This window comes from Massilia sp. PAMC28688 (assembly GCF_019443445.1).
GTDB lineage: Bacteria > Pseudomonadota > Gammaproteobacteria > Burkholderiales > Burkholderiaceae_D > Telluria_A.
The window spans coordinates 1,670,054-1,690,447 of record NZ_CP080378.1 but is presented as its reverse complement, the minus strand read 5'-3'; the positions used below and the strand labels follow the sequence as shown (position 1 = coordinate 1,690,447).

Sequence of the window (20,394 nt, the reverse complement as noted above, 5' to 3'; positions counted from 1 at the left end):
CTGGTGCCGACTGCCGGTTTCGAACTGGCCACCTGATGATTACAAATCAACTGCTCTACCAAATGAGCTAAGTCGGCGAAACTTTTACTGCCCCGGATTATACGCTATTTGATGCGCGTGAGCGTCGGGCGCCCGCCTTTTTTCGGCGGGTCGTTGTTGTCGTCCGGCCCCTGCGCGGCCGCTTCCGGCGGCGAATTGGGCACCGACGACAGCGAGGGCGCCGCGCTGCTGGCCGGGGCGTCCGACGGTGCCGGCGCCGGCATCTCTGTGGCCGTCGCGCTTACCTCGAAGGCCATGCCCTGGCCATTTTCGTTGGCGTAAATGGCCAGCACATTGTGCACCGGTACGTAAATCTCGCGCGACACGCCGCCGAAGCGGGCGTGGAAGTGAATCGCGTCATTGTCCATCTTGAGGCCGGACGTGGCGCCGAAACTGATGTTGAGCACGATTTCGCCCTTCTTGACGTATTCCATCGGAACCGTCGTGGCGGCATCGACCTTGACCGCCAGGTAAGGCGTATAGCCGCTATCGGTACACCATTCGTAAATGGCACGCAGCATGTAGGGCTTGGTTGAGATCTCGGACATGTTCTTTTCGTGTGGGGTGCGCGTCGTACGCCAGTCTACTGCCATTTGGACGCGGCGGCAGGAAGCGGCAAGAAACGTATGCGGCCGGCGCCGCAAAGGCGCCGGCTGCCCGGGGTCAGCGGCGCATGACCTTTTCGGACGGCGTCAGCGCTTCGATATAGGCAGGGCGCGAGAAAATACGCTCGGCATACTTCATCAGCGGGGCCGCTGTCTTGGACAATTCAATGCCGTAGTGATCCAGGCGCCACAACAGCGGGGCCACGGCCACGTCCAGCATCGAGAATTCATCGCCCAGCATGTACTTGTTCTTCAGGAACAGCGGCGCGAGCGTGGTCAGGCGGTCGCGGATTTCGGCGCGGGCCTTGTCGTGGCTCTTGTCGTTGGCCTTGGCGCGCTCGCTCTCGAGCACGTGGACGTGGACAAACAGTTCTTTCTCGAAGTTGAACAGCATCAGGCGGGCGCGGGCACGCATGAGCGGGTCGGCCGGCATCAGCTGCGGGTGCGGGAAGCGCTCGTCGATGTATTCATTGATGATGTTCGATTCGTACAAAATCAATTCGCGCTCGACCAGGATCGGTACCTGGCCGTACGGGTTCATCGTGGAAATATCTTCTGGCTTGTTGAACAGGTCCACATCGCGCACTTCAAAGTCCATGCCTTTTTCAAACAGGACCAGGCGGCAGCGTTGGGAAAATGGGCACGTGGTGCCGGAGTAGAGAACCATCATTTTTTATAGTTCCTTAGAAACAAAGGGGGTGAAACGACTAGCGGCTCACCCCGGAATGATCACCCGCCGCAGCGGGTAATGAATAAACAGCAAGATCTGTATGGCTTACTTTACTTCTTTCCAGTAAGACTTGCTCAGGAGCCAGGCAAACAGAACGAAGATCGACATCAGGAACAACACCCACACGCCCATTTTCTTGCGTGTTTCGGCGGCCGGTTCTGCCATCCACTGCATGAAGTTGACCAGGTCCGCGGTGGCGGCGTCAAACTCCAGCGGGGTCATGCTGCCCTTGGTCACCTGCTCGAAGCCGGCGAACTTCTGGATCTTCTTGCTGGCGTCATGCGGGTCGACTTCTTCCACCATCTTGATGGTGCGGATGCCCTGCTGCTGCCACATGACATGGGGCATGGCGACGTTGGGCACCACCAGGTTGTTCCAGCCGGTGGGGCGGGTTTCATCCTGGTAAAAAGTGCGCAGGTAAGTGTACAGATAGTCGCCGCCGGTGCCGGCCGACGATGATTTGGCACGGGCAATGACCGACAGGTCCGGCGGCACCACGCCGAACCATTCCTTGGCGTCGGCCGGGCGCATGGCGGTCGTCATCATTTCACCGACCTTGTCTGCCGAGAACAGCAGATTGGTCTTGATCTGGTCTTCCGTCAGGCCCAGGTCCATGAGGCGGTTGTAGCGCATCGACGAAGCAGCGTGGCAGTTCAGGCAGTAGTTGACGAACAGCTTGGCGCCATTTTGCAGGGAAGCCATGGTTTGCTGCTGGGGCACCTTGTCGAGCGGATGACCGCCCGAGGCCGCAAATACCAGCCCTGGCACCAGGGCCAGGATGGCGATCAGTTTCTTAGATAAATTCATGTAATGTCCTTTAGCGTGTGATGTCGTCAATTAGTGCGGTTCAAACGTCACACGTTTTGGCACTGGCTTGAAGGTGCCGGCAGCGCTCCACCACGGCATCAGCAGGAAAAAGCTGAAGTACAGCAAGGTGCAGACCTGCGAGATCAGCGTAAAGATGTCCGTCGGAAGCTGGGTACCGAGGTAGCCCAGGATCAGGAACGAAGCAAAGAACACGCCGTACACATACTTGTGCCAGTCAGGACGATAGCGGATCGAACGCACCGGCGAGTGATCCAGCCATGGCAGGGCGGCAATGATCATCACCGACGAACCGAACAGCACGACACCCCAGAACTTGGCGTCCAGCACCGCTGGCAGCATGCCGATGATCAGCACCAGGGCGACCACGGCAATGGCGACCTTGGTCATGAACGACAGGCGCGACTTGAGCCAGATAAAGGCGACATACAGGGCGGTGGCACCCATCAGCACATACATGAAGTTGGCCGTGGTGGCACGCAGCACCGAGTAGAACGGCGTGAAGTACCAGGTCGGGGCAATGTGCGCCGGGGTCTTGAGTGAATCGGCCGGGATGAAGTTGTTGTACTCCAGGAAGTAGCCGCCCATTTCCGGGGCAAAGAACACGACCGCCGAGAAAATCAGCAGGAAGACCGACACGCCAAACAGGTCGTGCACCGTGTAGTAAGGATGCGAAGGAATGGCGTCCACCGGGTGGCCGTCCGGGCCCAGATTTTCCTTCACTTCGATACCGTCAGGATTGTTCGAGCCCACTTCGTGCAGGGCGATCAGGTGGGCAGCTACCAGACCCAGCAGAACCAGCGGCAGGGCGATCACGTGGAAGGCGAAGAAGCGGTTCAGGGTGGCGTCCGACACCACATAGTCACCACGGATGAGCAGCGACAGGTCCGGGCCGATCAGGGGAATGGCGCTGAACAGGTTGACAATCACCTGGGCGCCCCAGTACGACATCTGGCCCCATGGCAGCAGGTAGCCAAAGAAGGCTTCGGCCATCAGGGCCAGGAAGATGGCAAAACCGAACAGCCAGATCAGTTCGCGTGGCTTGCGGTAAGAGCCGTACATGAGGCCGCGCGTCATGTGCAGGTAGACCACGATGAAGAAGGCCGAGGCGCCGGTCGAGTGCATATAGCGTACCAGCCAGCCCCACGGCACTTCGCGCATGATGTATTCGACCGAGGCAAACGCCAGGTTGGCGTCCGGCTTGTAGTGCATGGTCAGGAAAATGCCGGTGACGATTTGCAATACCAGGATCAGCATTGCCAGCGAGCCGAAGATGTACCAGAAGTTGAAGTTTTTCGGAGCGTAGTACTTGCCCCACTGGTCGTTCCACAGCTTGCTCAGGGGGAAGCGGTCATCGACCCAGGCCAGGCCTTTTTCGGCCACCGGCGCGTTGGCCGGCAGCTTGGTTTCTTTGAATGCGGCCATGATTTACGCCTCGCCTTTCTCGTCTTTACCGACGATCAGGTTGTCGCCGACAAACATGTGGCGCGGCACTTGCAGGTTGTCCGGGGCAGGCACGTTCTTGAACACGCGGCCGGCCAGGTCGAAGGTCGAGCCATGGCATGGGCAGATGAAGCCGCCTGCCCAGTCATCCGGCAGGTTCGGCTGGGGACCGGCAGTGAACTTGCTGGTTGGCGAGCAGCCCAGGTGCGAGCAGATGCCCACGGCCACCAGGTATTCCGGCTTGATGGAGCGGTACTCGTTACGGGCGTAATCCGGCGTCAGTTCGCCGGGATTGCGCTCCGAATTGGGGTCGGCCACGTCGTCCGTCGTGCTCTTGAGCGATGCCAGCATTTCTGGCGAGCGCTTCAGGATCCACACGGGCTTGCCGCGCCACTCCACCGTCTTCATCTCGCCCGGCGCCATGCCGGCGACACTTACTTCCACTGGCGCGCCGGCGGCTTTCGCCTTTTCCGACGGCTGGAAGGTGCTTACCAGTACTCCCGCCGTGCCCAAACCCACCGCGCCGCCCGCCACGCACGTGGCGCCGAGCAAAACGCGTCGGCCTGAATCGACCTGCTTATCGTTACTCATACCAACCCCAATCAGTCAAAATGCGAAATCTTAAAAAGCCACTTAGAGCTTCTAGCAACCTTAAATTATAAGGGAAGCGGCATGCGAAATGAAGAAAAAATGTTGCCATGCGCACCCGAAGCAAGCCTTTTTGCGCATATTCGGGTCCGGGGTGGCGATTGCAGGCGCCGGCATGCGGCCCGGCCGCGCTATCGGCCACCGCCGCGCCCAGGGCGCAATTGGGTTTTGCGCCACTTCGCGGTATGATCAGGACATTATCTTTTCAAACGATGGAGAACAGCATGACAATGATGGGTGAATTCCGGCAGTTTGCCATGCGGGGCAATGTGGTGGACCTTGCCGTGGGCGTGATTATTGGTGGTGCATTTGGCAAGATTGTCGATGCCCTCGTCAATGACATCATCATGCCGCCGCTCGGGCGCCTGTTCGGGGGACTCGATTTTGCCAATTACTATGTGCCGCTCAACGGCCAGGCCACGGGCCTGGCCCTGGTGGAGGCGAAGAAACTCGGCGCTGTGATTGCCTACGGCCATTTTTTTACGGTGCTGCTGAACTTTATCATTCTTGCCTTCGTCATATTTCAAATGATCCGGCTCATGAACCGCCTGCGGCGCGCTGATCCGGCGCCGGTTCCGGTGGCCGCCATTCCGGAAGATATTGTCCTGTTGCGTGAAATACGCGATTCTTTAAAGAAATAGGAGATTGCATGCGGCGCTACTGGTTATTGTTCGCCCAGGCGGTCACAGTGGCCCTGGCGCTGTTCATGGTCGTCACAGCCGTGCGCCCGGACTGGGTGCGCGCCTTGCGCGTGCCTGCCCAGGGCGCCACCGTGGCCGATTCGGTGCAGGTGCGCCAGGCCCCGCTGCTCGCGCCCACGGCCGGCAGCTACCGCGATGCAGCCGGGCGCGCCATTCCTTCCGTGGTCAACATCCTCACCAGCAAATCGATGGGCAAGAACCATCCCTTGCTGCGCGACCCTTTCTTTCGCCGGTTTTTTGGCGACCGCATTCCCCAGCAAGACCAGTCCAGCCTGGGTTCGGGCGTCATCGTCAGTCCTGACGGCTATATCCTGACCAACAATCACGTGGTGGAAGCGGCTGACGAAATCGAAGTGGTGCTGGCCGATGGCCGCAAGGCCCCGGCCGTGCTGGTGGGCACCGACCCCGAAACCGACCTGGCCGTCATCCGCATCAAGCTGGCGAACTTGCCCGCCATTGTGCTCGGGCGCGCGGAACAGGCCCGCGTGGGCGACGTGGTGTTGGCCATCGGCAATCCGTTCGGGGTCGGGCAAACAGTCACCATGGGCATTATTTCCGCCCTGGGCCGCACCAACTTGCGCATCAACCAGTTTGAAAACTTTATCCAGACCGATGCCGCCATCAACTTTGGCAATTCCGGTGGCGCACTGATCGATACCAATGGCAACCTGCTCGGTATCAATACCGCCATCTACTCGCAAACGGGCGGCTCGGTTGGCATCGGTTTTGCCATCCCCGTCAGCACGGCCAAGACCGTGATGGAAGCGATCATCAGGCAGGGGCGCGTGGTGCGCGGCTGGATCGGCATCGAAAGCCAGGACATCACGCCGGAACTGGCGCAAAGTTTTGGCTTGCCTGTCGAGGAGGGCGCCCTCATCGCCGGCGTGGTCGAGGGCGGCCCAGCCCATCGGGCCGGTTTGCTGCCGGGCGACATTCTGCTCACCGTGGCGGGCAAGCGCATCACCAACACCGCCGACATGCTCAATGCCGTGGCCGAACTGCCGCCAGGAAAGCAGGCCCGCATGACGCTCATGCGCCGCAACCGTGCGCACGCCGTCAATATTGAGGTGGGGGTGCGGCCGCCACCACCCCGGGTTCGGTAGACACCGGGTATTTGTTGCTGCGAGGATACAAGCAAAACATATCTCGAGCTCCATTGCCGCAAGCGGCACAATCCCTGTTAAAGTTTCTCCAAAGTACTGTTTATTATCTTTGGAATATTAACGGGGGGCGTATGGCGCTATCGTTCAAAACAATGTCTCTCGCACTCATGCTGGCTGCGATTACGGCCGCTTCGCTCATGCCGGCCAGTGCAGTGGCGCAGTCGCACAAGAATTATGACGGCTCGCCCGTGCGCGTCAAGCCAGCCTTCCCGGTACTAAACCTCGGTTCCGCCAGCCACGGCCAGGAGGCGCTCAGCCGCCTGGGCGGCCGCCTGCCGCAAGTGGCCGCTTACTATGGCAAGACGCCTGCCGAATTTGCCCGTCAAATGCGCGAAGACAAGTCCACCCGTCTGGACAAGCATGGGCGCCTGTTTCACATGGAAGAGCCGGCCGGCCCGCCGCCGCCCGGCTACTTTGACGAGGCGCTGGTCAAGGCCAGCGGCGATACCGCCCAGGTCAATGCCGTCTATGGTTTCGACCAGACCTTCAGCCTCCATTCACGCCCCTTTTCCAAGCGCAAGATCTATCTCGACTTTAATGGCCACACCGTGACCGGCACGGCCTGGAACAGTGCCTACGGTACCGACCCCATCATTGCCGTGCCCTACGATACCGACGGCGTGCCCGGCACCTTCAGCGCCGCCGAGCTCACGGCCATCCAGAATATCTGGCGCCGGGTGTCGGAAGACTTCGCCGCCTTCGACGTCGACGTCACCACGCAGGAACCGGCGGCAGACTTGATGACCCGTTCGAGCGGCGCCGATGACACCTTCGGCACCCGCGCCCTGATCACCCGCAATTTCACGGCCGCCCTGGGCGGCGATTGCGGCTGCGGCGGCTTTGCCTATGTGGGCGTGTTCGACAATGTGGGCAATTATCACAAGCCGGCCTTTGTGTTTTATGACATGCTGGGCGGCGAGAAAAACATCGCCGAAGCCACCTCGCATGAAGTCGGCCACAACCTGGGCCTGGGGCACGATGGCGCCGCCGGCACCGGCTACTATGGCGGACACGGCTCGCTCGATACTGGCTGGGCGCCGATCATGGGCGTGGGATACTACCGCTGGCTGGTACAGTTCAGCAAGGGCGAGTATGCCGGCGCCAACAACCAGGAAGATGACTACGCCGTCATGGCCAGCAATGGCGTGCTGGTCGCGCCCGACGATTTCGGCAATACCAAGGCCAGCGCCGCCGTGCTGGCCCCGACGCTGGAAAACGGCATCAATGTCCACGATGCCCAGGGCGTCATCAATTCGCCGACCGACATCGATTCATTCAAGCTGCATGCCGGCGCCGGCACGATCAATATCGATGCCCGGCCATTTAACAAGTCGCCCAATGCCGATCTGCTGGTCCTGGTGCGCGACGCGGCCCATGCCATCGTGGCCAGCGCCAATCCCGCCGATTTCCTCAATGGGGTCATCAGCCTGAACCGTCCGGCCGGCACCTACTGGGTCAGCGTGCAGGGAACCGGCAAGGGCGACCCGGCCACGACCGGCTACAGCAGTTATGGCAGCCTCGGCCGCTATTCGCTCAGGGTGACCGCGCCCGTGCCCACGGCCAGCGGCATTCCCCAGGCCATCGTGAGCGCCAGCGCCACCAGCGCCACGGCGTCGGCCACCATCACGTTCTCGGGCACGGCCTCCAACGGCGCCATCACGGTCTATGAATGGAATTTTGCCGACGGCTCGCCGGTGGTCTACGGTGCCAGCGCCAGCCATGCCTATACCGCGCCCGGCACCTACAATGCTTCGCTGCGCGTGACCACCAGTGCCGGCTACAGCGACATCCGCGCCCTGCAGATCATCATTCGCTGACGCCATCGGCCCGGCATGCAGCCCGCCATCGCGCGGGCTTTTTCTTGGCTGCACGGTTATCATGGGACTTTCGACTGGCCCGTAGGCTGCCATGAACGTCTTCCTGCTCAACGATACCGCCACCATTCCCCACGTCGGCTGCCAGGCCGTGTCCGACGCCCATGCGCGCCTGCTCGGTGACGCCGGCCACATTGTCAGCGACCGCGCCTTCCTTGGCGAGCTGCGCAGCTTTGCCGGGAGCGACGAGGACGCTGCCATCGCCGCCGTGCTGGCCGATCCCGCCCTGCGGCGCCGCATCGAAGCCTGCGATGCCATGGTCATCAATGGCGAAGGCACCCTGCACCATGGCTTTGGCAGCGAATACTTTGCCTGCCTGGGCGCGGCCCAGCAGCTGGGCAAGAAGACCTTGATCGTCAATGCCGTGTTCGAAGCGCACACGGGCTGGCTCGACATCCTGGGCCGGCTGGATGACTTTTGCATTCGCGATGCCGAATCGCTGCGCCATGCGGAAAGCCTGGGCCTGCCCGCGCGCCTGGTGCCGGACTCCTTCATGGCGGCCGTCTTTTCGGCCGACGCCGCGGTAGACCTGTCCGGCCAGATCGTGGTGACCGACTGGCATCCTTTCCGCGACGCCGACGTGGGCGCCACCCTGCGCCAGATCCTCGACAATGTGGAAGGCAGCTTTTACTATCCGCTGCAGCACGGCATGCATACCCACCTCTGGCGCGGCGCGGTCGCGGACTGGTCGGCAGCCAGCATCATCATCACGGCCCGCCATCATGGCATCTACCTGGCCGCGCGCGCGGGCAAGCCCTTCGTTGCGCTGCCATCGAATACGCGCAAGATCGAAGGCTTGATCGCAGCCTCGGGCGCCCGCATCCCGGTGGCGACCAGCGGCGACCAGGTGCAGGCGGCCTTTGAATACGCGATGGACAACCTGGACCAGTACCAGAAGCTGTTTGACTGGCTCGCCCAACAGACTCCCCTGACCACCTTCCGCGCCCTGGGAAACGGCGAGGCCGAGGGCGGCGCCGCGGCCGAGCTGGCGCGCCTGGCGCAGCAGGTCAGGGGCCGCCACACCGGCCTGGCCCCGCAGTTCTGGGGCTTGCGCAACGGCGCGGCCAGCACCTTGTCCTCCAGCTGAGCGCCCCCACTTTCCTCGGTGGCCGCGCTGTGCGCGGCATTTTCACTACCTTAACGACATGAACCCATGCATCTGCGCGACCTGACGCAATACCTGACCGAGCTGGCCGACAACAACAACCGTCCCTGGTTCATCATGAACAAGCCGCGCTACGATATCCTGCGCGAAGAATTTTTAGCCGTGGTGACGCAACTGATTGCGCAGCTGGGCACATTTGACCGTGAAGTGGTGGCCTGCAATCCGAAAAAGGCCATGTTCCGCATCAACCGCGATATCCGCTTTGCCGCCGACAAGCGGCCCTACAAGACGCGCTTTTCGGCCGGCATCACGCCCAGGGATTTGCGCCGACCCAGCGCCGGCGGTGGGCCCACCTATTATTTCCACATCGATGGCGATGGCACGCTCGGCATCGGGGCCGGCGAATACCTGCCGCCGCCGCCACGCCTGAAGGCGATCCGCGCCGCGCTCGTCAACGATGCGCCAGGATTTGCCAAAGTGATCAAGAATAAGGCCATGCGGAGCACCTTTGGCGACAGCATGCTGCACGAAGACAAACTGCAGCGCCCGCCCAAAGGTTACGACCCCGGCCATCCGCACATCGAGTACATCAAGCTCAAGAGTTTTTTCGTGTGGACCGAAGTCAAGCTCAAGCTGAACGAACCCGACCAGCTCGTACCTGATTTGGCGCGCGCGTTCAAGGATGCCTACACGCTGGTCGCCTGGCTGCGCGGCGTGGAGGTTGCCCCCACACAAGACTGACAGGAGATGCTATGGCCTTGCCCCACGCCGCCTCAGGCGAACTGATTCGCTTGCAGCGCACCGAAGACGATATTGCCCATTTCACTTCCATCGCGCTGGCCAAGACCGAGCACATGGAACTGATCCGCCTGGTGCTGCCCAAGGAGCGGGACATGCCGCTGCACAAGGTCGATGGGGAAATCACCTTGCTCTGCCTGCACGGCGAACTGGTGTGCGACGCCCATGGCACTTCCACCATCCTGCGCCCGGGCGAGATGGTGTACCTGCTGGGCGGCGTGCCGCATGCCATCCGCGCCAACGAAGACGCGGTGGGCCTGCTGACCATCCTGCTCAATCCAAAAGGGGAAGAACACGCGCAAGTGCTGCAGCGCTGATCGGGCGCTGGGCCGGGCCGCAAGCGGCGCCGTCAGGCCACCGGGTCTGCCTCAAGCCACTGCTTCACGCGACTTCGTCGCGCGGATCGCGTGCCAGCAGCTGGGCCAGCATGTCCTGCGGGGTGTCCCCGTCAAACAAGACGCCGGCAATGGCATTGGTGATCGGCATGTCCACATCCATGCTCGCTGCCAGTGCGCGCACGGCCCTGGCGCAGGGCACGCCTTCGGCCACGTGGCCCAGTTCGGCCACAATGGTATCGAGCGCCTTGCCCTTGGCCAGCTCCAGGCCGACCTTGCGGTTGCGCGACAGGTCGCCGGTGCAGGTCAGGATCAGGTCGCCCATGCCGGTCAGGCCCATGAAGGTGCCGGGATTGGCACCCAGGGCCGTGCCCAGGCGCGTGATTTCCGCCAGCCCGCGCGTGATCAGGGCGGCGCGCGCATTCAAGCCCAGGCCCAGGCCATCGGCCACGCCGGTGGCAATGGCCAGCACGTTCTTGACGGCGCCACCGACTTCCACGCCCACCATGTCGTCGCAGGCATAGACGCGCATAGTGCCGCCATGAACGCTGGCCACCACGGATTCGCGCAGGGCCAGCGAGGAGGACGCAACCGTCAGGGCGCACGGCAGGCTGCGCGCCACTTCCTGGGCAAACGATGGGCCCGAGAGGGCCGCAGCCGGCACCGCCTCGCCCAGCACGTCCTGCACCACCTGGTGCGGCAGCATGCCGCTGCCGCCCTCAAAGCCCTTGCACAGCCACACGATGTTGGGAATGGCATGGGGTTTGAGCTGCTGCAGCAGGGGCCGCAGGCCGGCTACGGGGCAGGCGGCAATGAGCAGCGGCGCCGGGTCATCCAGGTGCGCCAGCGCAGATTCCAGGTTGCCGGTGACCTGCAGCTGCGGCGGCAATGCAAAGCCGGGCAGGTAGTGGGTGTTTTCGCGGGCCGTGTCCATGGCTGCCATGGCGAGCGGGTCGCGGCCCCAGATCAGGACATTGTGGCGGGCCGACAGGGCCAGCGCCACGGCGGTGCCCCAGGCGCCGGCGCCGAGGACAGTAATGTGATTGCCAGGTGGTGTATGCATGGGGTCCAATGGGGGCAAAATCAGATGCCCCAGATATCGCTGGATTTGACAAAGCCAATGATGCCGTCGCGGTGACGCACCTTGATCCAGACGTTGGAAGTCGGGTCGGCCAGTTCCAGCAGCACGCCCTTGTCGGCCGTCATGAGCGCAATGCCGCTCTCGTCCGGCGTGGGCCTGACCTTGGCGCCATTGACGCGCACGATCACATTGCGCTTGGGCGTGAGCATCTTCGCTTCCGTCCACGCCATGTCGCCGCTCATGTCGCGCACCTTGACCCAGTCGCCGTAGCTGAGCACGACTTCGACCGGCATGCCGCGCGGCGCGATATACAGTTTGCCGCCGCGCACGGAAGGGGCGTCATACAAAATGGCGGGCGTATTGCCGACCGATTTGAAATCGAATGCCTGTGCCGATACCGAAGCGAGCAACAGCGCCGCGCCGGCAATGAAACGTGGGATTGTCATGATGGCCTTCGCCGAGGATGGCAGGGTGGGGAGCACATCCCACCCTGGTGCTGCGACTGCTGGTGAAGCTTAGACGGCTGCAGTAGGAGCCGGTGCCGAGCCTGCTGCTTCGGCCAGTGCCTGGCGGCGCTGCTGGTAGAACACTTCGAAATTGATTTCAGCCAGGTGCACGGGCGGGAAGCCGGCACGGGTGATCACGTCGGCGATATTGGCGCGCAGGTAAGGGTACACGATGTTCGGGCAGCCGATGCCCAGCAGCGGGTCCATCTGGTCGGCAGGAATATTGCGTGCCTCGAAAATGCCGGCCTGCTTGCCTTCCACCAGGAATGCGACCTTGTCCTTGACCTTGGCGGTCACGGTGATGGTGACGGTCGACTCGTAGATGCCGTCGGCAATGGCTTCGGCGCCCACGTCAAGCGACACTTCGATCGCTGGCGCTTCCTGCTCGAGGAAGATGGCCGGGGAATTCGGTTGCTCCAGCGACATGTCTTTCAGATAGACGCGTTGGATTTGGAATACTGGTTGCTGGTTTTCGTCAGACATGGAACGCTTTCGTTATGAAATAAAAAGAACGGCAATGGCCGTTCAGAGTGTGCCTGGGGCGACGGTAATTGTATCAAAACCAATACGGCTTACACATAGTTTTGCGCGAGCGTGACAGCGAGGCTGGCATCGGGCCGGCCCGCCGTCCTCGCCCCATGTGGGGTTCAAGCCCCGTTTAACAAGGGGTCCAGGCGCCCGGCCTGGTCGAGCGCGTACAGGTCGTCGAAGCCACCCACGTGGGTATCGCCCACATAGATTTGCGGCACCGTGCGGCGGCCCGTCTTCTGCATCATGATGGTTTTCTGTTCCGGGTCGAGGTCGACGCGGATCTTGTCAATCTTGACGCCCTTGGCATCGAGCAGGCGCTCGGCCCGCACGCAGTAGGGGCAGACGGCGGTGGTGTACATCACAACTTGGGCTGGCATGGTCATTCCTTTCTTATTTGGCGAGGGGCAGGCTGGCTGCCTGCCACGCGACAAGGCCGCCATCGAGGGCGACCACATCATCAAATCCGGCGGCCTGGAGCTGCCTTACAGCCTTGTCCGCGCGCGCGCCAGTCTGGCACACGACGACGATACTCTTGCCCTTGGATTTTTCCAGTTCGCCGATACGTGAGGAGAAGTCTGCCAGCGGAATGTTTTTCGCGTCGCGCAAATGCCCTTTGGCAAATTCTTCTGCCGTACGGATATCCACCACCACGTTCTTGCCGCGGTTCATGCGGATCACCACATCCTGGGGCGACACGCGCGCACCACGGGGCGACAGGGCGGGCAGCAGCAGGCCCACACCGGAGGCCACCACGATGATGACGAGGAAAATATTGTCGATAATAAAGTTCACGGGGTTCCAATAATGAGTGGTAAGTCAATGGTTTAGGACAATGCAATGCGCGCATTATAAAATAGAAGCCGATTGCGAATAAAATCCCACCCATCCTACCCACTCCTGGAACTACACACATGTACAAAATTGTCTTCATGCGCCATGGCGAATCGACCTGGAATCTCGAAAACCGCTTCACCGGCTGGACCGATGTGGACCTGACGGAAAAGGGCGTCAAGGAAGCGAAGCAGGCCGGCCAGGTGCTCAAGGAAGCCGGGTTTACCTTTGACCTGGCCTACACCTCGGTCCTCAAGCGCGCCATCCGCACGCTGTGGCTGGCGCTGGACGACATGGACATGATGTGGCTGCCGATCAAGAATGACTGGCGCCTCAACGAGCGCCACTACGGCGCCCTGCAAGGCCTGGACAAGGGCGAAACGGCCGCCAAGTATGGCGACGCGCAAGTACTGGTATGGCGCCGCAGCTACGACACCCCGCCGCCGGCCCTGGAAGCGTCCGACGAGCGCACCTCGTTTGCCGATCCGCGCTACGCCGGCGTGCCGAAAGACAGCATTCCCCTGACCGAATGCCTGAAAGACACCGTCGCGCGCGTGATGCCCGTGTGGGATGATGAGATCGCGCCGGCCATCCGCGCCGGCAAGAAAATCCTGATCTCGGCCCACGGCAACAGCCTGCGCGCCCTGATCAAGATGCTCGACGGCATCAGCGATGAAGATATCGTCAGCCTCAACATCCCCAATGGCCAGCCGCTGGTGTACGAGCTCGACGCCGATCTGAAACCGATCCGCCACTATTACCTGGGCGACCAGGAAGCCATTGCCGCCGCCGTGGCTGCCGTGGCCAATCAAGGGAAGGCCAAATAAGTTTTGTATCGCCAATTGAAGCACTTGAAGAAACTGGGCGGCTGGGCCATGCTGTGCGTGGCCCTGGCCGCTGCCATCGGCCCGGCCGGCGCGGCCCAGAAAAAGGTCACGGAACGCAGCAAGCAAAAGGCTGCTGCCGAAGCCACGCGCGCTGAGATTGCGCAAAAGCTGGCGCGCATGAAAAGCGAGCTGGCCAAGATCGAAGACCAGAAGGAGGACGCGGCCGATACCCTGGCCGAGTCCGAAGAGGCCATTTCCAACGCCAACCGCCAGCTCAAGGAACTGGCGCAGGAGCAGGTGGAAACAGGCCAGCGCCTGGAAACCCTGGCCGAGGAACAGGCCCGCCTGGCCGCCGTGGTGGAGGCGCAAAGAAAGCAGCTGGCCGACCTCATGCGCGAACAATATATCGCCGGCAACGAGGACCGCATCAAGCTCTTGCTCTCGGGCGACAACCCCAACCGCATCAACCGCGACATGCAGCTGATGGCCTACGTGTCGCGCGCCAAGGCCCAGCTGCTCACATCGCTGCGCAACAACCTGGCGCAGGTGCAGACCAACCAGCAAAAAGAACAGAACGCCAAGGCCGAGCTCGATGAAATCGCGCAGGAAGAGCGCGACCAGAAAGCGCTGCTGGAGCGGGAAAAGGCCAAGCGGGCTGCCGTGCTGGGCACGCTGTCCAAGAAAGCGGTGACCCAGCGCCGCCAGATTGGTTCGCTGGAAAAAGACCAGCAGCGCATGACGAGCCTGGTGGACCGCCTGTCACGCCTCATCAAACAGCAGGCCGAGGCGGCCGCCGCCGAAAAGCGGCGCCAGGAAGCCGTGGCCGCCGCCCGCGCCCGGGCCCAGGCGGAAGCGGCCGCGCTGGCCCGCGCGCGCGCCCAGGCCGAGCAGGAAAGGCTGGCGCGCGAAGCTGCCAACCCCGGCGCCAAGCCGGCCAACCCGGTCGAGGCCGAGCCGCCCAAGGTGGTGCAGCGGCCCGTGGAGCCGGCCGAACCGCCCGCGCGTCCGGCCGACATTGCCCTGGCGCCTGCCGCGCCGGACGGCGCCTTTGCCAGCCTCAAGGGCAAGCTGCGCTCGCCCGTGGCCGGCCAGCTGGCCGCCAGCTTTGGCAGCAAGCGTGACGGCGGGCCAAGCTGGAAGGGCGTGTTCATCAAGGCGCCCGAAGGCAGCGAAGTGAGGTCGATTGCCGCCGGGCGCGTCGTGTTTGCGTCCTGGATGCGCGGCTTCGGCAACCTCATCATTGTCGACCATGGCAGCGAGTACCTGTCCATCTACGGCAGCAACCAGTCGCTGCTCAAGCGCGTGGGCGACGCCGTCAAGGGCGGCGACCCGATTGCCAGCGCCGGAAACACCGGCGGTGGCGAAGAATCGGGGCTATACTTTGAGCTAAGGCACAGGGGCGCGGCCTTCAATCCAGCGTCCTGGATCAGCTTCTAAGGGTACGCACGCATGAAAGTCAAACATCTCGGCCTGGTCGGCATTGGCATGGTGGCCGGCTTTGCCGCCTCGGTGCAGTTTTCCGCGTTCGCGCAAAAGGGCGGCGCCGCGCCGCTGCCGCTGGACGAACTGCGCCAGCTGGCCGATGTGTATGGCCTCATCAAGTCCGACTACGTGGAAAAGGTCGAGGACAAGAAGCTGCTCACCCAGGCCATTTCCGGCATGGTCGGTTCGCTCGACCCGCACTCGGTCTATCTCGATAAAAAAGCCTACGCCGAAATGCGCGACAGCATGCAGGGCCGCTTCGTTGGCCTGGGTATCGAGGTGGCCATGGAAGACGGCTACGTCAAGATTGTCAGCCCCATCGAGGATTCGCCCGCCTTTCGCGCCGGGATCAAGAGCGGCGACCTGATCACCCGCATCGACAGCACGCCCGTCAAGGGATTGACGCTGGACGAAGCCATCAAGAAAATGCGCGGCGAGCCCAAATCGAAGGTGGTCCTCACCATCGCGCGCAGGGGCGAGGACAAGCCCTGGATCGTGCCGCTCACGCGCGAACAGATCAAGGTCGTCAGCGTCAAGGGCAAGATTATCGAACCTGGCTACGGCTGGCTGCGCATCAGCCAGTTCCAGGAAAAGACGCTCGATGACATGGCAAAGAAGGTCAACGCCTTGTACGCGCAAAATCCTCAGATGAAAGGCCTGGTGCTGGACCTGCGCAACGATCCGGGCGGCCTGCTGCCGGGCGCCGTGGGCGTATCGGCCGCATTCCTGCCGCCCAACCAGGAAATCGTGTCCACCACCGGCCAGCTGCGCGACTCCAACCAGAAGTTCTACGGCCGGCGCGAATTCTACGCCAGCCCCGGCGAGGGCGACCCGCTGGCCAGGCTGCCGGCGGCGCTCAAGAAGGTGCCCATGGTGGTGCTGGTCAATGGCGGCTCGGCCTCGGCGTCCGAAATCGTGGCCGGCGCGCTGCAGGATTACAAGCGCGCCATCATCATGGGCACGCAAACCTTTGGCAAGGGATCGGTGCAGACGCTGCGCCAGCTCTCGCCCGACACCGCCGTCAAGCTCACCACCGCCCGCTACTTCACCCCCAAGGGCCGCTCCATCCAGGCCAAGGGCATCGTGCCGGACCTGATGGTTGATGAAACGGCCGAAGGCGACGGCATGAACAGCGTGCGCGTGCGCGAAGCGGACCTGGAAAAGCACCTCTCGGACGGCAGCGGCAAGCCGGAAGACGCCGCCCTCAAGCTGCGCCGCGAGCAGCTCGCAGAAGACCAGCGCGCGCTGGCCATGGCCAAGTCGCGCAAGCCGCTGGAGTTTGGCAGCGCCGACGACTTCCAGCTGGCCCAGGCCATCAATCACCTCAAGGGCAAGCCGGTGCTGCTGTCCAAGGCGGAACCGCGCGAAGCGAAGGCGGAAGCCGAACCGCTGGCCAAGCCGGATGTGAGCACGCCGCCGGAACTCAAAAACGGCACCACCAAATAAAGTGGCCGCTTCGTGAACGACGCGCAGCTGCTGCGCTACTCGCGCCATATCCTGCTCGACGAGATCGGCATCGAAGGGCAGGAGCGCCTGCTTGCCGCCAGTGCGCTCATCATCGGCGCCGGCGGGCTGGGGTCCCCGGCCGCCATGTACCTGGCGTCGGCCGGCGTGGGGCGCATTGTGCTGGTCGACGATGACGAGGTTGACCTCACCAATCTGCAGCGCCAGATCATGCATACCAGCGCGCGCGTGGGCCAGCCCAAGGTGGAGTCGGGGCGCGAGGCACTCCTGCAAATCAATCCGGACATCGAGGTGCTTGCACTGCGCGAGCGGGTGGCGGGCGAGCGCCTGGCGCAGCTGGTGGCCGAAGCCACGGTGGTGCTGGACTGCTGCGACAATTTCGCCACGCGCCACGCTGTCAACCGCGCCTGCGTGGCGGCCGGCGTGCCGCTGGTGTCGGGCGCCGCGATCCGCTTCGATGGCCAGATCAGCGTGTTCGATCCGCGCCTGCCCGGTGCGCCCTGCTACAACTGCCTGTTCCCGGACGACCAGTCATTCCAGGATGCCGCCTGCAGCACCATGGGCGTGTTCGCGCCCCTGGTCGGCGTGATCGGCGCCATGCAGGCGGCCGAGGCGCTCAAGATCATCATGGCCGTTGGCACCCCGCTGGCCGGCCGCCTGCTGCTGCTCGACGGACGCGCCATGGAGTGGACCAGCATTGGCGTGGCGCGCAATGACAGCTGCGCGGTGTGCGCTGCCAGTGGCATTTGATGGCGCGGCGATTCAGTCGTCCGCTAAGATAGCCGCACTGCCATTTGGCGAACCTGTCCCGGAGTTTTGAATGAAGAACAATGCCGCACTGGCGCTGCTGCTGGCGCTCTCCTTTGGCGCAAACGCAGCGCCCACCACGCTGCGCTACGACATCCACCTGGCCAACGGCACCCGCGCCGGGGAGCAGGTGGTGGAGACGGGCGACGATGGCGTGACCACCGTGCGCTACATCTTCAAGGACAACGGGCGCGGGCCGGAACTGACCGAGCGCCTGCGCATGGCGCCCGACGGCAGTGTGCTGCACTACTCGGTCAAGGGCAACTCCACATTCGGCGCGGTGGTGGACGATACGTTCGAGCGCAAGGATGGCGTTGCCACCTGGCGTTCGACCACGGAGCAAGGATCGATGCCGGTGTCCGGCGCGGCCATGTACCTGCCGCTCAATTCCTCGTCCGCCCTCGATTCATACGCCATTACCGCACTGGCCAACAGGCCGGGCACGAAGATGCCACTGCTGCCCTCCGGTGCCTTGAGCATGCGTGTGCTGGACCAGGTGGAAGTGTCCAATGGTGAGCACAAGCAGACCGTCCAGCTGCTGGCGGCGACCGGCGTTGGCCTGTCACCCACCTTTTACTGGGCCACCACTGGCGCCTCGCCGCGGCTGTTTGCACGCATCGTTCCCGGCTACCGCGCCATGACGGAAGCAGGGTGGAAGGATGTCGCCCCGGTTTTGACCGAGCGCCAGAAAAAGGCGGAAGCGGCCATGCTGGCCGACCTGGCCAGCCGCCTGCAGCATCCCATGCCCGGGCTGACCGTAGTACGCAACGCGCGCGTATTTAACAGCGACAAGGCGACGCTTGGGGCGCCGTCCGACGTGTATGTTCTGCGCGGCCGCATCACGGCAGTGGTGCCGGCCGGCTCGCACGGCGCGGGCGCCGATGCCGAGATCGACGCCGGCGGGCGCGTCATGCTGCCAGGGCTATTCGACATGCACGGCCACGTGGGCCGCTGGGATGGCGGCCTGCACCTGGCGGCGGGCGTGACCACCGTGCGCGACATGGGCAACGACAACGCCTCGCTGCAGGAAATGCTCGATGAAGCGGCCAGTGGACGCTTGCTGTCGCCGCGCGTGGTGCCGGCCGGTTTCCTGGAAGGGAAAAGCAAGTACTCGGCCAATAACGGCTTTGTGGTCAGTGACCTGGACGCGGCCAAAAAGGCCATCGACTGGTATGCGGGCCACGGCTACCCGCAGCTCAAGATCTACAATTCCTTCCCCAAGGAGATCCTGAAGCAGACGGTCGCCTACGCCCACCAGCGCGGGCTGCATGTGTCCGGCCACGTGCCGGTTGGCTTGCGCGCGCACGAGGCGCTGGACGCGGGCTTTGATGAACTCAATCACATCAACCAGGTCATGCTCAACTTTTTGGCCACGCCGCAGACCGAAACGCGCAGCCTGGATCGCTTCATCCTGCCCTCCGAAAAAACGGGCACGTTGGACTTCACCTCGCCGGTGGTGAAAAATTTCATTTCGAGGCTTAAGATGAAAGGAACTGTCATCGATCCCACCCTGGCTACCTTTGCCTTCCTCAAGCAAAAAGATGGCGAGCTGAATACGCCTTTTGCCGCCGTGGCCGACCATATGCCGCCCGATATCAAGCGCGGCCTGTTCCTGGGCACCATGAAGATCGCCGACGACGCCGCGCTCAAGCGCTATGAAAAGTCGTACGCGAAGATGGTTGATTTCGTCGGTCTGCTGTACAAGGCTGGCGTGCCGATCGTGGCGGGGACCGATGAAATGGCGGGATTCACGCTGCAGGGCGAGCTTGAACTGCTGGTGCAGGCAGGTCTGACGCCCGCGCAGGCAATCCAGGTCGCCACCAAAAATGGCGCCAAGTACACCCGCACCAGCGGCGAGCGTGGCGCCGTGGTGCCGGGCCAGCTGGCCGACCTGCTGCTGATCGATGGCGAGCCGACCAAAAACATCGCGGACATCCGCAAGGTAGCTGCAGTCATCACGCGCGGGCAGCTGCTCTACCCGCACGAGATCCACACGGAGCTCGGCATCGTGCCGTTTGTGGAGAATGCGCCGCAATTGAGGGCACTGGCGCCGTCGCCCGCCTCGTCTGGATCAGCGGGCGGCCATCACCACTAGGCTCACGCTTCGGTCAGGTGCGCGAGATCGGCGCTGCTCATGGTGGGGCAAAATTCGACGATCTCGTAGTCGGCAATCTGCTCGCGATGGAAGGGGTCGCGGCTGATGACGGCTTCGATCTCGGGCAAGCTGGCAGCACGGGCGAGAATGACACCGCCCGTTCTCGGTTCCCTGCGGCCGGATAGCTTGAAAACGCCGGCGGCGTACTGTTCTGCCAAAAACTCACGGTGTTCGGCGACGAAGCGGTCGACTTCGGACAAGGGCTTTTTATAGTTAAGCAGGATGAGGAACATGGTGGCATGAAGAGTTGATAACAATGCAAATCATGCCGGAACTGCCGATCAAATAGAAGCCGATCGGCCTTGTCAGGCAGACTTTGGCAAGGATAGGTGTTAGCATTCCGCCACATATAATATTTTGAGCACATTCCGGATGGTGCCGTCGCATGCTGGTCCACTCGACAACCTTCGCGCGCAGAATCCGCATGGCCTTACAATTGGCTTA

Annotated in this window: 22 protein-coding genes and 1 tRNA gene; 11 read left to right on the top strand and 12 right to left on the bottom strand. The window is 62.7% G+C overall.

Translation table 11 applies throughout. The annotated features are described in order from the left end of the window. Position 1 precedes the first annotated feature (1 nt). The 6 genes from KY495_RS07590 to petA form a co-directional block, all read right to left on the bottom strand. A tRNA-Thr gene (locus KY495_RS07590) sits at positions 2 to 77 on the bottom strand. 27 nt (positions 78 to 104) lie between these two features. Further along, positions 105 to 587, bottom strand: coding sequence for a ClpXP protease specificity-enhancing factor (locus KY495_RS07585; RefSeq protein ID WP_219883060.1), 483 nt, complete (start codon positions 585 to 587; stop codon positions 105 to 107). Between the two features lie 115 nt (positions 588 to 702). Continuing rightward, entirely contained in the window at positions 703 to 1,314 is a 612-nt protein-coding gene (locus KY495_RS07580) for a glutathione S-transferase N-terminal domain-containing protein (protein ID WP_054265664.1), read from the bottom strand. 105 nt (positions 1,315 to 1,419) lie between these two features. After that, a complete protein-coding gene (locus KY495_RS07575; RefSeq protein ID WP_219883059.1) occupies positions 1,420 to 2,181 on the bottom strand; it encodes a cytochrome c1 in 762 nt (253 codons plus the stop codon). 30 nt (positions 2,182 to 2,211) lie between these two features. After that, the gene (locus KY495_RS07570) at positions 2,212 to 3,624 is read right to left on the bottom strand and encodes a cytochrome bc complex cytochrome b subunit (protein WP_219883058.1); all 1,413 of its coding nucleotides are present in this window, start codon (positions 3,622 to 3,624) and stop codon (positions 2,212 to 2,214) included. Between the two features lie 3 nt (positions 3,625 to 3,627). Next, positions 3,628 to 4,233: a ubiquinol-cytochrome c reductase iron-sulfur subunit gene (petA, locus tag KY495_RS07565; RefSeq protein WP_219883057.1), complete on the bottom strand. Its 606-nt coding sequence runs from the start codon at positions 4,231 to 4,233 to the stop codon at positions 3,628 to 3,630. 281 nt (positions 4,234 to 4,514) lie between these two features. Between petA and mscL the strand changes: the two genes are divergently transcribed. The 6 genes from mscL to KY495_RS07535 all read left to right on the top strand — a co-directional run bounded on the left by mscL (position 4,515) and on the right by KY495_RS07535 (position 10,248). Next, on the top strand, positions 4,515 to 4,931 hold the full coding sequence (mscL, locus tag KY495_RS07560; RefSeq protein ID WP_219884155.1) for a large conductance mechanosensitive channel protein MscL: 417 nt from the start codon (positions 4,515 to 4,517) through the stop codon (positions 4,929 to 4,931). 8 nt (positions 4,932 to 4,939) lie between these two features. Next, the gene (locus tag KY495_RS07555; RefSeq protein WP_219883056.1) at positions 4,940 to 6,094 is read left to right on the top strand and encodes a trypsin-like peptidase domain-containing protein; all 1,155 of its coding nucleotides are present in this window, start codon (positions 4,940 to 4,942) and stop codon (positions 6,092 to 6,094) included. Positions 6,095 to 6,246: 152 nt separating this feature from the next. After that, a complete protein-coding gene (locus KY495_RS07550; protein ID WP_219883055.1) occupies positions 6,247 to 7,971 on the top strand; it encodes a PKD domain-containing protein in 1,725 nt (574 codons plus the stop codon). A 91-nt stretch (positions 7,972 to 8,062) separates the two neighbouring features. Continuing rightward, positions 8,063 to 9,115, top strand: a complete 1,053-nt coding sequence (locus KY495_RS07545; RefSeq protein WP_219883054.1) for a polysaccharide pyruvyl transferase family protein — start codon at positions 8,063 to 8,065, stop codon at positions 9,113 to 9,115. 66 nt (positions 9,116 to 9,181) lie between these two features. Next, on the top strand, positions 9,182 to 9,874 hold the full coding sequence (locus KY495_RS07540; protein ID WP_219883053.1) for a DUF2461 domain-containing protein: 693 nt from the start codon (positions 9,182 to 9,184) through the stop codon (positions 9,872 to 9,874). A gap of 11 nt (positions 9,875 to 9,885) precedes the next feature. After that, the gene (locus KY495_RS07535) at positions 9,886 to 10,248 is read left to right on the top strand and encodes a cupin domain-containing protein (protein ID WP_219883052.1); all 363 of its coding nucleotides are present in this window, start codon (positions 9,886 to 9,888) and stop codon (positions 10,246 to 10,248) included. Positions 10,249 to 10,312: 64 nt separating this feature from the next. On the opposite strand, the gene KY495_RS07530 is transcribed toward KY495_RS07535, so the two are convergent. From KY495_RS07530 to KY495_RS07510, 5 genes are all read right to left on the bottom strand, one after another. Continuing rightward, a complete protein-coding gene (locus tag KY495_RS07530; RefSeq protein ID WP_219883051.1) occupies positions 10,313 to 11,329 on the bottom strand; it encodes an NAD(P)H-dependent glycerol-3-phosphate dehydrogenase in 1,017 nt (338 codons plus the stop codon). Between the two features lie 20 nt (positions 11,330 to 11,349). Then, a complete protein-coding gene (locus KY495_RS07525) occupies positions 11,350 to 11,793 on the bottom strand; it encodes an SH3 domain-containing protein (RefSeq protein WP_219883050.1) in 444 nt (147 codons plus the stop codon). 69 nt (positions 11,794 to 11,862) lie between these two features. Continuing rightward, entirely contained in the window at positions 11,863 to 12,336 is a 474-nt protein-coding gene (secB, locus tag KY495_RS07520) for a protein-export chaperone SecB (protein ID WP_219883049.1), read from the bottom strand. 164 nt (positions 12,337 to 12,500) lie between these two features. Then, on the bottom strand, positions 12,501 to 12,761 hold the full coding sequence (gene grxC, locus KY495_RS07515) for a glutaredoxin 3 (RefSeq protein WP_219883048.1): 261 nt from the start codon (positions 12,759 to 12,761) through the stop codon (positions 12,501 to 12,503). Positions 12,762 to 12,774: 13 nt separating this feature from the next. Continuing rightward, entirely contained in the window at positions 12,775 to 13,176 is a 402-nt protein-coding gene (locus KY495_RS07510) for a rhodanese-like domain-containing protein (protein WP_219883047.1), read from the bottom strand. A gap of 119 nt (positions 13,177 to 13,295) precedes the next feature. Here KY495_RS07510 and gpmA point away from each other — a divergent pair, with 119 nt between their 5' ends. The 5 genes from gpmA to KY495_RS07485 all read left to right on the top strand — a co-directional run bounded on the left by gpmA (position 13,296) and on the right by KY495_RS07485 (position 19,890). After that, positions 13,296 to 14,042, top strand: a complete 747-nt coding sequence (gene gpmA, locus KY495_RS07505) for a 2,3-diphosphoglycerate-dependent phosphoglycerate mutase (protein WP_219883046.1) — start codon at positions 13,296 to 13,298, stop codon at positions 14,040 to 14,042. A 48-nt stretch (positions 14,043 to 14,090) separates the two neighbouring features. Continuing rightward, on the top strand, positions 14,091 to 15,479 hold the full coding sequence (locus KY495_RS07500; RefSeq protein ID WP_219884154.1) for a murein hydrolase activator EnvC: 1,389 nt from the start codon (positions 14,091 to 14,093) through the stop codon (positions 15,477 to 15,479). Positions 15,480 to 15,491: 12 nt separating this feature from the next. Then, positions 15,492 to 16,970, top strand: a complete 1,479-nt coding sequence (locus KY495_RS07495; RefSeq protein ID WP_219883045.1) for a S41 family peptidase — start codon at positions 15,492 to 15,494, stop codon at positions 16,968 to 16,970. A 12-nt stretch (positions 16,971 to 16,982) separates the two neighbouring features. Beyond that, on the top strand, positions 16,983 to 17,738 hold the full coding sequence (locus KY495_RS07490; protein WP_219883044.1) for a molybdopterin-synthase adenylyltransferase MoeB: 756 nt from the start codon (positions 16,983 to 16,985) through the stop codon (positions 17,736 to 17,738). A gap of 70 nt (positions 17,739 to 17,808) precedes the next feature. Further along, on the top strand, positions 17,809 to 19,890 hold the full coding sequence (locus KY495_RS07485; protein ID WP_219883043.1) for an amidohydrolase family protein: 2,082 nt from the start codon (positions 17,809 to 17,811) through the stop codon (positions 19,888 to 19,890). Positions 19,891 to 19,892: 2 nt separating this feature from the next. On the opposite strand, the gene KY495_RS07480 is transcribed toward KY495_RS07485, so the two are convergent. After that, positions 19,893 to 20,183, bottom strand: a complete 291-nt coding sequence (locus KY495_RS07480) for a YciI family protein (protein WP_219883042.1) — start codon at positions 20,181 to 20,183, stop codon at positions 19,893 to 19,895. Positions 20,184 to 20,394 lie beyond the last annotated feature (211 nt).

Coding starts and splice junctions, on each gene's coding strand:
- KY495_RS07525 (WP_219883050.1), bottom strand. CDS start 11,793: ATGACAATCCCACGTTTCATTGCCGGCGCGGCGCTGTTGCTCGCTTCG.
- KY495_RS07495 (WP_219883045.1), top strand. CDS start 15,492: ATGAAAGTCAAACATCTCGGCCTGGTCGGCATTGGCATGGTGGCCGGC.
- KY495_RS07540 (WP_219883053.1), top strand. CDS start 9,182: ATGCATCTGCGCGACCTGACGCAATACCTGACCGAGCTGGCCGACAAC.
- KY495_RS07545 (WP_219883054.1), top strand. CDS start 8,063: ATGAACGTCTTCCTGCTCAACGATACCGCCACCATTCCCCACGTCGGC.
- KY495_RS07580 (WP_054265664.1), bottom strand. CDS start 1,314: ATGATGGTTCTCTACTCCGGCACCACGTGCCCATTTTCCCAACGCTGC.
- secB (WP_219883049.1), bottom strand. CDS start 12,336: ATGTCTGACGAAAACCAGCAACCAGTATTCCAAATCCAACGCGTCTAT.
- mscL (WP_219884155.1), top strand. CDS start 4,515: ATGACAATGATGGGTGAATTCCGGCAGTTTGCCATGCGGGGCAATGTG.
- petA (WP_219883057.1), bottom strand. CDS start 4,233: ATGAGTAACGATAAGCAGGTCGATTCAGGCCGACGCGTTTTGCTCGGC.
- gpmA (WP_219883046.1), top strand. CDS start 13,296: ATGTACAAAATTGTCTTCATGCGCCATGGCGAATCGACCTGGAATCTC.
- KY495_RS07555 (WP_219883056.1), top strand. CDS start 4,940: ATGCGGCGCTACTGGTTATTGTTCGCCCAGGCGGTCACAGTGGCCCTG.
- KY495_RS07500 (WP_219884154.1), top strand. CDS start 14,091: ATGCTGTGCGTGGCCCTGGCCGCTGCCATCGGCCCGGCCGGCGCGGCC.
- KY495_RS07570 (WP_219883058.1), bottom strand. CDS start 3,624: ATGGCCGCATTCAAAGAAACCAAGCTGCCGGCCAACGCGCCGGTGGCC.
- KY495_RS07535 (WP_219883052.1), top strand. CDS start 9,886: ATGGCCTTGCCCCACGCCGCCTCAGGCGAACTGATTCGCTTGCAGCGC.
- KY495_RS07485 (WP_219883043.1), top strand. CDS start 17,809: ATGAAGAACAATGCCGCACTGGCGCTGCTGCTGGCGCTCTCCTTTGGC.
- KY495_RS07530 (WP_219883051.1), bottom strand. CDS start 11,329: ATGCATACACCACCTGGCAATCACATTACTGTCCTCGGCGCCGGCGCC.
- KY495_RS07550 (WP_219883055.1), top strand. CDS start 6,247: ATGTCTCTCGCACTCATGCTGGCTGCGATTACGGCCGCTTCGCTCATG.
- KY495_RS07480 (WP_219883042.1), bottom strand. CDS start 20,183: ATGTTCCTCATCCTGCTTAACTATAAAAAGCCCTTGTCCGAAGTCGAC.
- grxC (WP_219883048.1), bottom strand. CDS start 12,761: ATGCCAGCCCAAGTTGTGATGTACACCACCGCCGTCTGCCCCTACTGC.
- KY495_RS07575 (WP_219883059.1), bottom strand. CDS start 2,181: ATGAATTTATCTAAGAAACTGATCGCCATCCTGGCCCTGGTGCCAGGG.
- KY495_RS07585 (WP_219883060.1), bottom strand. CDS start 587: ATGTCCGAGATCTCAACCAAGCCCTACATGCTGCGTGCCATTTACGAA.